At 42.4% G+C, this 12,877-nt stretch carries 8 protein-coding genes; all 8 read right to left on the bottom strand.

The window, feature by feature from the left end:
• Nucleotides 1–106: 106 nt before the first annotated feature.
• The 8 genes from JJN12_RS02210 to atpG all read right to left on the bottom strand — a co-directional run bounded on the left by JJN12_RS02210 (nucleotide 107) and on the right by atpG (nucleotide 12,875).
• Entirely contained in the window at nucleotides 107–1,276 is a 1,170-nt protein-coding gene (locus tag JJN12_RS02210) for a glycosyltransferase family 4 protein (RefSeq protein WP_236013656.1), read from the bottom strand.
• A 61-nt stretch (nucleotides 1,277–1,337) separates the two neighbouring features.
• The gene (locus tag JJN12_RS02205; protein ID WP_208428161.1) at nucleotides 1,338–2,003 is read right to left on the bottom strand and encodes a NeuD/PglB/VioB family sugar acetyltransferase; all 666 of its coding nucleotides are present in this window, start codon (nucleotides 2,001–2,003) and stop codon (nucleotides 1,338–1,340) included.
• Between the two features lie 18 nt (nucleotides 2,004–2,021).
• Entirely contained in the window at nucleotides 2,022–3,986 is a 1,965-nt protein-coding gene (locus JJN12_RS02200; protein ID WP_208428160.1) for an NAD(+) synthase, read from the bottom strand.
• Nucleotides 3,987–4,163: 177 nt separating this feature from the next.
• Nucleotides 4,164–8,438 (bottom strand): SpaA isopeptide-forming pilin-related protein, encoded by a 4,275-nt coding sequence (locus JJN12_RS14345; RefSeq protein ID WP_208428159.1) that lies wholly within the window; start codon nucleotides 8,436–8,438, stop codon nucleotides 4,164–4,166.
• A gap of 380 nt (nucleotides 8,439–8,818) precedes the next feature.
• The gene (locus JJN12_RS02190; RefSeq protein ID WP_208428158.1) at nucleotides 8,819–10,021 is read right to left on the bottom strand and encodes an FprA family A-type flavoprotein; all 1,203 of its coding nucleotides are present in this window, start codon (nucleotides 10,019–10,021) and stop codon (nucleotides 8,819–8,821) included.
• A gap of 143 nt (nucleotides 10,022–10,164) precedes the next feature.
• Complete coding sequence (locus tag JJN12_RS02185) at nucleotides 10,165–10,581, bottom strand: FoF1 ATP synthase subunit delta/epsilon (protein ID WP_208428157.1); 417 nt, start codon at nucleotides 10,579–10,581, stop codon at nucleotides 10,165–10,167.
• Entirely contained in the window at nucleotides 10,582–11,982 is a 1,401-nt protein-coding gene (gene atpD / locus JJN12_RS02180) for a F0F1 ATP synthase subunit beta (protein ID WP_208428156.1), read from the bottom strand. It abuts the gene before it with no gap.
• Nucleotides 11,983–11,984: 2 nt separating this feature from the next.
• On the bottom strand, nucleotides 11,985–12,875 hold the full coding sequence (atpG, locus tag JJN12_RS02175) for an ATP synthase F1 subunit gamma (protein WP_208428155.1): 891 nt from the start codon (nucleotides 12,873–12,875) through the stop codon (nucleotides 11,985–11,987).
• Nucleotides 12,876–12,877: the final 2 nt, after the last annotated feature.

The following is a 12,877-nucleotide window of genomic DNA, read 5'->3' as shown; positions in this document are numbered from 1 at the left end:
TTTATACTTAGGGAGTTTACCATTTTATCGCGAATACTCTCCAACATCAATCTTAACATACTTTGTAGTTAATATCAAGAAATGCAGATTCTATAATTTCATTAGACTAATTAAAATGCCTCATAATTATCTCGTAACTTCTCTCCACCGTATAATTCTCAAGTAAATATCTATATCCGTTCTCTCCCAAGCGTAGTCTTAGCCCTTTATCCGTAAGCTTACTTACATTTGAGATAAAGTCTTCCACGTTATCACTTGTAGAGCTAAGCCCGAAGTCATTATCCTCTGCAATCCTTCCGATATCAGTGTTTTTATCGGTGCAGACAAGAACAGGGATACCTTCTTTAAGGTAGGACAGGAGCCTTGAAGGGAAGTTTGGTATACTAAATCTATGGTCAAGAAATATCATCCCGACATCAGAGACTCTTACAAGCCTGTCATAATCAGCCTTAGGGAGGGATTTAATCAGAGTGAGATTGCTTGGCTTATACTCACTTACAAATGCCAGAAGCTTTCCGTATTCGGTCCCGTCACCGCAGACTACAAAGTAAGCCTCCTCTACCGTGGAAGCCTTCTTGATGCACTCTATGATGAAAGGTATGTCCTGAGGCTTGCCAAGATTTCCTCCGTAGAGAAATATGGTCTTATCTACCGGGATATCGTATTTAGCAAACAGCTCTTCTCTATCATTTTCCCTTGATTTAGCGATACTATCAGCACTTAATGCTACACTGATATCCACCTCAACCTTTATAGAATTAGGGCAGACTTCCACCTTGTTACTGTCGATTTCATTATGCTTAAGCAGGTAGTCTACATTGGCAGGTGACATACAGCCTATATAGTCAGATATCTCATAGAGCTTTTTTTCTTTGCTTCTAAATAGTGCTTTCGCCATAAATGGCTTTAATATACCTATATCCACAGCATTCTGTGGGAAGATATCCTTTAGTAAAAGATAGGTAGCCGCTCCGGTACTCCTTTTTATCTTCTCTACTACCGTAGCCAGGCTGATGGGAGGAGTTGAGTATAATATAAGGTCAAACTTAGTCTCCGGAAAATATTTATAGACAGCTTTTAAGTACTGCGAAGCAAGCCTCATCTGGGATATCCCCTTTTCAAGCATACCCACTCCAAAGAGGTTTCCTGTTCTACACCTTACAAGGCTTATATTCGGGGCACTTATAACCTCTTCCTCTCCCGCCTCCTTCTTCTCAAGCGGCGATATTATGGAGACTTTATGGCCTTTCTCTGCAAAGCATTTCATCAAATCCATATATATCCCCTCATCTGAGGGAGAGTATATTTTCATAAGTGTTAGAAACAATATCTGCATGTTATTTACCTTTTCTAATGTCGTAAAATGCCCTTACATCGCCCATCTTTATCTTCCTTGCAGGATTGCCCACTACCATTACTCTGTCATCTACATCCTTTATAACCACAGAGCCCATGCCAACCACAGAGCCGTCACCAATGCCTACTCCCTGCTTCACACAAGCATTTAGCCCGATGAAGGAATTCTCCCCAAGGCTTGAGCCACCGCCCATAGCCACGAAGCTGGACACAACTGAGTTCCTTCCGACACTGCACTCGTGGTCAATCGCCGCAAGGGGCTGTATGAGTACATTTTCCTGCAAATGCGTCTTCACCGAGATAAAGGCATTAGAGCCTATCATCACCCCTTCTTCAAGCCTTGCACTGCCTGCAATGACCGCCGATGGGTGGATGAGGGTGGCAAAGCTATAGCCTGCCTCTTTTACCTTCTTGTATATCTTATCTCTCACTACAGGCTCCCCTATACCTGTCATAAACTCAATCTCTGAAGCACTGTATTTGCTTTTTGCCTCAGTAAAGGTGATAATCCTCTCTCCGTCTGTCTTTTCGGTGGCATCATCAATAAATATGACCTTTTCCCACCTGTTCTCTTTTTCGTTAATCACCATTGCAAGCTCTTCTACCTCGAGCCCGTGTCCGCCGTATCCATATATTCCAAGTACCATATCCCCTCCTTATAGTGCTTATTTTAGCCACAAATCTCCTACAGCATCTGAAGGCATCCTGAAGTCTCCCCTAGGAGACAGTGTTACCGAGCCTACCTTTGGTCCGTCAGGAAGACAGGACCTCTTGTACTGCTGTGCGAAGAATCTGCGGTAAAAGCTCTTTAGCCACTTCTCTATCTCTTCTTTTGTATACTCATCTGCAAATGTAAGACAGGCAATTCTATATAGCTTGTCAGGCTCCATTCCCCATCTTACCATGTTGTAGAGGAAGAAGTCATTTAATTCATAAGGACCCACTATAGCCTCTGTCTTCTGCTCGGTCTCACCGTCATCATTGGTTGGAAGAAGCTCAGGGCTTACCGGTGTCTCAACTATGTCGGTAAGTACATCTGACAGTTCCTTCTTTCCGTCTTCAAGAGCAAGTTCAGCAGCATGTCTTACTAACTGCCTTACAAGCGTCTTAGGAATGGATGCATTTACACCGTACATAGACATATGGTCCCCATTGTATGTAGCAAAGCCAAGTGCCAGCTCGCTCATGTCGCCTGTTCCTATAACGAGGCCTCCGTACTCATTGGCCAGGTCCATAAGTACCTGTGTACGCTCACGAGCCTGTGCATTTTCAAATGTTACATTGTGGTCATTTACATCGTGGCCTATGTCCTTTAAGTGGGAAAGCACAGACTCTTTGATGTTTATTTCACGAAGTGTGATGCCAAGCTCCTTTGCAAGCTTTATGGCATTGTGGTAGGTCCTTCCTGTAGTTCCAAAGCAAGGCATGGTTACTGCTATCACATTTTCCCTGCTAAGACCTAACATGTTCATAGTCCTACATATAACGATGGCAGCAAGGGTCGAGTCAAGTCCTCCGGAGAGGCCAACTATAGCGTATTTACAGCCTGTATGAGCCATTCTCTTCTTAAGTCCAAGTGCCTGAATGGTAATAACATCCTCTGAACTGCTGTCTCTTTCTTCCTTACACTCAGGTATGAAGGGAGACTTTGGAAAGGTTCTAAGAAGAGGTGTCTCTATGAGCTTTTTCTCAGACTTACCTTCACTGTTTTTCTCTGTGGTATATACATTTTCGTAAGAGAAGTCTATAAAGTCATAGCTCTCCCAGCCCATTATTTCACAGGTATTCATCTTTCTTCTCTCGTAGGCAAGCTTGTTTATGTCTATCTCTGTAATGATGGTACCATTCTTAAATCTCGGCTTTTCCGCAAGGATGATGCCATCTTCACATATCAGATTGTGCCCTCCAAATACTAGGTCTGTAGTAGACTCACCTTCTCCTGTTGTAGCGTAGATGTAGCCGGCATTAAGCCTTGCTGACTGTCCCTGAACGAGATTTCTTCTATACTCCTGCTTACCCATAATCTCAGGGCTTGCTGAGAGGTTAGCTATAATGGTTGCACCTGCCATAGCGTGATGGTTGCTTGGAGGAATGACTACCCAAAGATCCTCACAGATTTCAGCAGCTACTTTTAGATTTTTAATATCTTTATTTTCAAATATCAGCTTATTGCCAAAGTAAGTATAGCCGGTCTTGTTTTCTTTCCAGTCTAAGAGCCTGTTCTCCCCTACACAAGGCGCAAAATGTCTCGCCTCGTATAGCTCTGAGTAGTTAGGGATGAATCTCTTTGGCACCAGGCCTAGGAGTTCTCCGTCCTTAAATACAGCAGCAACATTGTAAAGCTTTCCGTCAGTCTCAAATGGCAGTCCCACAAAAGTAAGCATATCAAGACCTACGCTTGCCTTAATTATCTCCTTAAGGGTATCAAGGGCCGCACTTAAGAGCCTCTCCTGAAGAAAAAGCTCGCCACAGGTATAGCCTGTAATCGTAAGCTCTGGGAAGACCGCTATCTTTGCTCCCATCTCTGCACAGTATTTCATTTCTTTAATTATGCTCTCTCCGTTAAAATTACAGTCTGCAACCCTTATATCAGGAGTAACTGCGGCAACCTTTACAAATCCATGTCTCATATCTATGTCACAAGTCCTTTCAATAATGTTTTATATTATCTTTCTATTTTACCGCTTTTATGGCATTTTTACAATAATAAAAATAGTTGGTACAATCAAGACAAAGGCCCGCCCTGTCACCTGCTTAGGTGGAGGGCGGGCTTATCTTGTGTTTATCTTTATAAACCGTACTTTATTTTAGATTTCTTCCTCTTTACGCTTCCTAAAGGTAAAACCTGCCATAAGTACAAGGCCAAGACCTGCTGCGTAATACCAAACTGTGGCAGCGCCACCGGTTCTAGGAAGAGCCTTCTTCTGCTTAGCCTTAAATCCTGCTAAAGGAGTACCATCCTTTTCAAATACATACTCTTTTTCTCCGTTTGGCCTGGTCTTCTTTATAACCTTACCCTGAGGAGTTCCATCTTCACCAATAACCTCGAATTCATCAGGGCTGTTTGGCTCATTTGGATCAGGTGTATCATTTATAGGATATGAAGGCACGAGAGGTGTTGGGCTTGGTGTAACCGGAATTACAGGTACCGGATTAGGTGTGTCCGGCGTTTTAGGGATGACCGGAACAGAAGGTACCGGATTCTCAGGTGCAGGAGGTGTCACCACACCAGGGGTTACAACTGCACCTGGGGTTGATACCGCTCCCGGAGTTACAACCGCGCTAGGAGTTACTACTGCACCAGGAGTTGTTATCGTACCTGGAGTTACAACTGCGCTAGGAGTTACTACTGCACCTGGAGTTACTACTGCACTTGGTGTCAATACTGCACCAGGAGTTGTTATCGTGCTAGGAGTTACTACCGCACTTGGCGTTACAACCGCGCTTGGAGTCACAATTGCACTTGGAGTAATCACTGTAGGAGGAAGTTCTCCCTTCTTCTTGTTGATTACCTTAATCTCATTCTGCAAAAGTGTAGCCTTGCCTTCATAATCTCCGACCAGTTCTACCTTAAAGCCGCTTTCAAGTTCTACGACCTTTATGTTATATGGTTCACTGTTTAGTACATACCCTTCCGGAGCCTTTGTTTCAACAAGCTCATAATATCCTGCTGAAAGCTCTTCTATCTTGATAGCTCCATCAGTTCCTGTCTTAAATGTTCCAAGATTTATCTTAGCAGCACTTCCGCTTGCAATCTTCTTAAAGCTAAACTCAGCTCCAGATAGCTTTGCTCCCTCTGCATCAGTCTTTACTATGTTCAGGCGCTGATATATCTTGTTTCGTATGCGGGCAAATGCATTGGCAGTAACAGTGTGCTTAACACTTATGCGGCTTCCCTTAAGAACAGAGTTTTCGTAAAGAGCTACCGAGTTGCTAAGACCATCTCCACGCTTTGTATCGTCTGCAAAATCTGTAATATAAGATATCTTATAGGTACTGTTTCTATCAGGTATTTTAACAACAAGCTGACCTTCCTTTACGTCATAGGAGAATATCTTATCAAGGTTTTCTGTTATTTCTTTCTCTGCCACAAAATTGCCCTTTTCATCAAATGTACCCTTAGCTATCTTGTAGTTGTCGCCCTCTAAGATGAGCTTATCACTACCCTTTTCTTTTCTAAGGACAACGCCTGCACCAAGCTTGTCTACAAGCGATACCTCGGTATTGTCACTGTTTTCGTACACTCTATATGGTCTGTAATATACATTCCAGTTGATAAATCCCTGTTCATCTAAGTAGACCTTATCTGTGTCCTGCTGGCCATCGTAGTTCTTCCAGAGGTATCTGTTATCATAGTTTGCATAAGCAAGACTCATATATACCTTCTGGTTCTGCCTTAGATTGGTTCCAAAGGTTGAATACCCTTCAAGACCAAGGTAAGCATTGTTTCTGGACAAGAATCTCTCATTGATGTTTACATCCTTGAGTCTTAGCTTAACAAATATAGCGTAAGGAGCGTCAAGCTTGTCAAAGTTAATCTGAAGGGCAAGCTTCTCTGAACCTCTTGTGATATACTCAGAGCTAATGCCCTTAGCCTTAAGTTCATCATCAGTAAGGTATTTGCCATAAGCATTTACCTCTTCAACCTTAGATCCTGCATCACCCACAGTCTCACCAGGCTCTTTAACAGCCGGTGTTCCCTTGTACATAACAAAGTATTTATCATTGGCAGGATTATCCTTGTCCTCGGCTATAGGAACAAGCATGAACCTGTCATCCGGCACAACTTCTCTTAATATGAACTTACCTACATCTCCATCTACGTCCTTTAATTCAGCTGCATTTACACTGATTTTATATACTATGGACTTAGTCTTTCTGTCAAAAGCTGTAGCCTGGTTGTTGATAAGCTCATTTGCTGAGTTGATTACATCATCATTTACTGCCTCAGCATTGTAATCAGCCAATAACTTATTAGCTGCCTCTGCTGAAAGTGTCTGCTTTAAGAGCATCTTTCCATAATATCTGTACTCAGCCTTGTCAGAAAGTACAGGATGAGCTCCCTTGGTGAGAACAGCGTAGTTATCTACCTTTGAATCAGGAGTCATAATTACTTCGCGGTCAGTTATTCTTGACTTGAACTTTACAAAGTTTACCTTATCATTTACAAGCTTAGTCTCAAGTACGTGGCCTACTACCTTACCATCCTTAACGATCTCATACACATTGCTTGTAACGCCTTCTGTAGCTGATGTAAGAGGCTTGGCAAGATTTAACAGTCTCTGATGTTTTCCCTTATCGGGCATTATATCCTTAAGCTTAGCACCACTAGCAAGAGAGGTAACTGAATTCTCTCCTACCTTTCTTACAGAGTAGCCATTTCCTTCATTTACAACATCTCTGCTCACCTCAGTATTGTTATCAAATATAAATACATCATAGAGATTATATGTGCCAGGTGAACTAACTGCGTTTCTATCAACATTTATTACCCACTCAGGCTCATTTCCTACGAACTTTCCAACTTTTTGGCTAAACTTAGCCTCCTCAAGAGATACATTTCTGTAGTCCGCTTCTTTTCTTATTGTACCATAAGGCTTGTCACCGACAGCTCTTGTGTATACATAAGCATGGAGCTTTACCTTGTTCTTAGTGTTATTGTTCCACCAGGCATAAGCATCATTATCAAAGATTGCAAGGTAGTTATCAGGCTCGATGGTGCTCTCTATTACAAGCTCTCTCTTTTCTTTTACATTAGGAATATTGAAGGTTAACTTCTTTCCTGACTGTGTAGGTACAATTGTAGCAGGCTCACCTTTCCACTTGTTCCCAGCAGTATCCCAGGTTCTAATTGTTGCCTTTACGAAGGTCTGTGCAAGCCTTCCTGTTCTGTCATTTTGTAATTCGTCTTCTACTACCAGGTCGCCCAGGTCATAGCCAGGCTCATTTAATGTAACTCTCCAGGTAATCTTCTTTCCTGTATTGTCAAGATCTCCTCTTTTTTCACCAAACTTTTTCACTTGAACAGCTGCAGTGTCGTAGGCCGCACCTGATGAACTATTTGAATTCTCAGGGAACTTTACTACTCTTGCAGTATTCTGATAGGTAACAAATTTATCACCAGGCTTATAAAATCCTGCAGCATTTACTCTAGTACTTACAGTCGCAACTGCAACTCCAGGGTTAGCTGGATTTAAGTCTGATGCCTGTAACTTATACCTAAACATCTTTTCATTGATGTGGCTGTCAAGGTACTCCTCGAAGTCACCCACATTTTTGTTATTTATCCTAAGTGAGCCCGGTATATAATCACCGCCGAGAGCAGGATGGATGGTAGGTCCTTCCACAAGGCTGAAGCCCTCAAGACTTATATACTTAACAGGATTTGTGTCCTTGATATATCTTTCAAACTTTATAGTCCAGTCAACTTTGCTGTTCTTCGGATCAAAAACACCTTCTTTTTTGACTCTGACAGCACTGTCTATCTTACCTATTTCATATTCTTTACCTAATAGGGTTATTTTTAGTACATTTTTTTCAAAGTTGATTTTACTTGCATCTGCTTTAAGCTCCATAGATGCTCCAATTCTAGCATCTTTTTGCTTAAATACCTTGTCATCTGTGTCTGAAAAGTCAAATCTTGCTATAAGCCTTCCTGCTGCATTCTTTGTAAAGATTGCATCACAGACCTTTAGTTTGCTGTCCTTATCTATTACAGGCACAACTGTTTTATTGGTACCTGCTGCAAGCTTTATATTGTCTCCCAAGTCAAACTCAACAAAATCATTTTTCTTAATACGGTTTTCTGAGTCTTCCTCACCCTCAAATACGGCTGTAAAGCCGATATTCACCAGGATGTTTCTTGATAAGTCAATTAAAGATGAATCCGTGATAACATCTTCGTAGTTGTTACCACCATTTTTCCCCTGCTTAAACTCGATAGACGTAGTTGGCATATCCTTTACCAGACTAGTCTTGTCACTTCCTGCCGCGAATACATTGCCTGGAAGCCTTACCCCTGTAAGGAAAAGCGCTGCCGTAAGCACCAGTGCAAGTATAGCAGAACCATGTTTTTTCCACATATTTTTCTCCTTCTTCTTAGGCTCCAACTCCTTTTGAGCCATTTTTAGTTGATTGTTGTAAAGAGAATCGTCATCCTCCTTAGTTTCTCTAAAACATAATACTGTTGTACTCACATATTATATCGACACACCTTCCTCCTCTCATAATAGATGAAATGAATGTTTCGATAAAAACAATATTTTGTCTTTAGATATTTATATCAACAAGTTATACATTTTGCAAGTAGAAAATTATGTAAAAATTTGCTTATTTTTGTTACTTATTTACGATTTTGTGTATTTTTAAATTTTTTTGTCAAAAAAAGAAAGAAAGACACTAATTTATAATGTCTTTCTTCCGATATATACTTATTAGTCTTTTACTTTTTAGCCTTTTACTTTTAGTCTTCTACTTCCTCAGCTATAAGTCTTGCCAGCTCATCAAGCTTTTCTTCTTGTTCTTCCATTATAGCTGACTTGATGGTAAGTGTCTCTCCTATCTGTCTCATATCCTTTAGGCCGTCTACAGTGGCCTTGATGGTCTTGCCGGCACTAGGTGCCCACGAACCGTTCTCTATCACGGCATACGCCCTGTTCCTTACAGTGAGTTCCCTCATCTCTGTAAGCAGCTCATTCATCTTAGGATGAACTGACATGTTGTAGGATGCGGATGCAAATACAACCACACTGTACTTAAATATATCGCTGATATGGGAGGAGTAGTGATGTGCAGAAACATCAACCACCTTCATGTTTGTTATTCCACGCTCTGCAAGCTTGGTAGAAAGCAGGTGTGCGGCAAGCTCTGTATTGCCATACATAGACGCGTATGCTATGAATACTCCGTTTTCCTCAGGAGTATAGGTACTCCAAGCCTGATATTTCTCAAGGAAGAAAGGTATGTCTTTTCTCCATACAGGACCATGGAGAGAGCAGATATAAGCTATCTCAGCAGGGAGCTTCTTAAATACAGCCTGCACCTGTACTCCGTATTTGCCTACTATATTGGCATAGTATCTTCTTGCCTCATCCATGAAGCTATTCCTATAGTCAAGCTCATCATTAAATATCCTACCGTCAAGTGCCCCAAAGGTGCCGAAGGCATCTGCGGAGAAGAGCACCTTGTCAGTCTCATCATAGGTAAGCATAACCTCAGGCCAGTGAACCATAGGTGCCATAATGAACTTAAGGTTGTGCTTTCCTGTGGATATAGTGTCACCTTCGTTCACAAATATAAAGTGCTCAGTCATATCCACGTGGTAGAACTGGGATATAAGCCCCGCTGTCTTTTTGTTGCCTACTATCTTTAACTCAGGATAAAGGGAAATAAGCTGTGTAATAAGGGAACAATGGTCAGGCTCCATATGGTGAACTACCAGGTAGTCAAGCTTCCTGTTGTCAAGAAGTGAGGTAACGTTGTCTATGAACTGCCTTCCTATTGCATAATCTACCGTATCAAACAGTACTGTCTTTTCATCGATTAAAAGATAAGAATTGTATGCCATTCCATCAGATAATGGGAAGCAGTTCTCAAATAGTGTGATTCTTCTGTCGCTGCTGCCAACATAGTATAAATCATCTGTAATCTGTCTGGTACACTTCATTAGGTTATCCCCTTTCGTAGCACTTTTGTTATTGTATTCAAATCAGGTGCCAAGTACTATTGACACTCGTATCATATTATACAGCAAAAACATGGGAAACTAAAGTCTAAGTTTAGTTTCTCATGTTTTTTATTTAATCCAAGCTAAGCATTGTACTTTGAACTCTCTTTAAGCCTTGTGAGGGCTCTTGCAAGCGATGCCTGGCTCATCCTGTGCTCTTGGATACTCTGCTTCTGCCTTAGCTGTTCCTTCGCTCTTTCAAGTGCGTCTCCCGCCCTCTTTGAGTCTATTTCATCAGGAAGCTCAGCAGTGTCAACAAGCATTATGGCTCTGTTATGGAATATCTGAACCATGCCGCTTCCGACCACCACATAGGTAACAGTTCCGTCTTCCTCGACTATATGAGCCTCACCTATGTCTACAGCAAGCACCATATCCTCGTGATGCGCCTGTATAGCTCTTAGTCCGTCACTCTGTGGGATGACTAAGGTCTGGCACTGTCCTTCAAAGAAGATTCTGTCACTTGCATATACTTTAAGATAAAATGTTCTATTTGCCACTTATACGGCCTCCTGCTCCATAGCTTCGGCTTTTGCCTTAACTTCATCAATTGTTCCTACGTTGAAGAAAGCTCCTTCAGGATATTCATCCATTTCACCATCTATTATAGCCTTAAAGCCCTTTATTGTCTCAGCAAGAGGCACATACTTGCCCTGAACACCTGTAAATGTCTCTGCCACAAAGAAAGGCTGTGAAAGGAAACGCTGTATCTTTCTTGCTCTGTTAACTGTCTGTTTGTCAGCCTCTGAGAGCTCTTCCATACCAAGGATGGCGATTATATCCTGAAGCTCTCTATACTTTTGAAGCATCTCCTGTACTTTTCTTGCTGTATTATAATGCTCCTCTCCTACTACATCCGCCTCAAGGACACGAGAGGAGGACTCAAGAGGGTCTACGGCAGGATAAATACCCTGCTCAACAATCTTTCTTGAAAGCACTGTGGTCGCATCAAGATGTGTAAATGTAGTCGCAGGAGCAGGATCGGTGATATCATCCGCAGGCACATATACCGCCTGAACAGAAGTAACTGAGCCTGACTTGGTAGAAGCGATTCTCTCCTGAAGCTCACCTACATCAGTAGCAAGAGTTGGCTGATAACCAACCGCTGAAGGCATACGCCCAAGCAGGGCTGATACCTCCGAGCCAGCCTGTACATAACGGAAGATGTTATCGATGAAAAGAAGCACGTCAGCGTTTTTCTCATCTCTAAAATACTCCGCCATTGTAAGTCCTGTCTCAGCGACCCTCATTCTGGCTCCCGGTGGCTCGTTCATCTGACCGAACACCAAGGCAGTCTTAGCTATAACGCCTGATTCCTTCATTTCTGTCCAGAGGTCATTTCCTTCTCTTGAACGCTCACCTACACCGGTAAATATAGAATATCCACCGTGCTCTGTAGCTATATTTCTTATAAGCTCCTGAATAAGTACTGTCTTACCTACACCTGCACCGCCAAACAGACCTATCTTTCCACCCTTTGCATAAGGTGCAAGGAGGTCAATAACCTTAATGCCTGTCTCAAGTATCTCTACCGCAGGACTCTGTTCGTCAAACTTAGGCGGCTCTCTGTGTATAGTCCAGTGCTCTTCATTCTCAAGGCTTGCTCCTCCGTCGATGGTATCACCGAATACATTGAAGAGCCTGCCAAGCGTAGCTTCGCCTACAGGAACTTTGATACCTGCACCTGTGGCCACTACCTCCATGTCTCTGCTAAGTCCTTCTGAGGCTGTGAGCATGATACATCTGACTATGTTCCCACCCTGGTGTGAAGAAACCTCCATAAGACACTTTTTACCATGGTTATCTACGTATAGAGCATCTTTAATCTTTGGTACGTCTTCATCCGGAAACAGGACGTCTACAACCGGTCCCATTACCTGTATTATCTTACCATTCTTCATTCTCATTTCCTCAAATGCTGTGCCTTAGCACCCGCTACAACTTCGGTTATTTCCTGAGTTATCGCAGCCTGCCTTACACGATTGTATTGTATTGATAAATCTCTTATTATGTCATCTGCATTGTCATTTGCCGCCTGCATCGCCATCATTCTTGCATTCTGCTCTGAACAAAATGACTCTACAAGCGCTCCGTATACAAAGCCTACCAGATAGTTCGGTATAACTGTATCAAGCACTTCCTTTGGTGAAGGAAGCATGGTTATGTCCTGCTCTGTGATAAAGCCTGCAGGGATGTTACCCATAATCTTTTTCTTGTCAAGAGGAAGTAGGGGCACTACCTCAGCCTGTGTGACCATGCTGTTTACCATTCTGGTGTAGACTATGGTTATCTCGTCTAGCTCTCCTGCCTGGTACTTGTCTACGACAGCACCGATTATCTTACGTGCTCTGTGTAAAGACGGATTCTGAGTGGTATAACGGAAATGTGCATCTATCTCCATTCCCTTATTCATAAAATAACTTCTTCCAAGCTCTCCTACAACAAACAGGGAGTGAATCCCCGGCTCACTAAGCCACTTTTCGGTACACTTTATTACGTTGTGGTTATATGCTCCCGCGAGTCCCTTGTCTGCAGTAACTATGATAAGGCCTCTCCTCCTCTTTTCAGGAGGTATCTCGTCAAGATTCTTAAGGAAGATATGGTGCATATCCGGCATGTGCCTTAAGAGTCTTGCGATTGCCATCTGGAGATTGTAAAAATACGGCTCGGTATCCCCCAGATTCTTCTTGGCTTTTCTAAGCTTAGTGGAGGATATGAGGTACATAGCCTTGGTTATCTTAGCCGTATCTTTAACGCTTGAGATTCTATTTTTTATCTCTCTTGCACTAGCCATAT

The organism is Catonella massiliensis, from assembly GCF_016651435.1.
Lineage (GTDB): Bacteria > Bacillota > Clostridia > Lachnospirales > Lachnospiraceae > Catonella > Catonella massiliensis.
This window is presented reverse-complemented; position numbering and strand designations above follow the sequence as displayed.

Coding starts and splice junctions, on each gene's coding strand:
- JJN12_RS02210 (WP_236013656.1), bottom strand. CDS start 1,276: ATGGATTTGATGAAATGCTTTGCAGAGAAAGGCCATAAAGTCTCCATA.
- JJN12_RS02205 (WP_208428161.1), bottom strand. CDS start 2,003: ATGGTACTTGGAATATATGGATACGGCGGACACGGGCTCGAGGTAGAA.
- JJN12_RS02200 (WP_208428160.1), bottom strand. CDS start 3,986: ATGAGACATGGATTTGTAAAGGTTGCCGCAGTTACTCCTGATATAAGG.
- JJN12_RS14345 (WP_208428159.1), bottom strand. CDS start 8,438: ATGTGGAAAAAACATGGTTCTGCTATACTTGCACTGGTGCTTACGGCA.
- JJN12_RS02190 (WP_208428158.1), bottom strand. CDS start 10,021: ATGAAGTGTACCAGACAGATTACAGATGATTTATACTATGTTGGCAGC.
- atpD (WP_208428156.1), bottom strand. CDS start 11,982: ATGAAGAATGGTAAGATAATACAGGTAATGGGACCGGTTGTAGACGTC.
- atpG (WP_208428155.1), bottom strand. CDS start 12,875: ATGGCTAGTGCAAGAGAGATAAAAAATAGAATCTCAAGCGTTAAAGAT.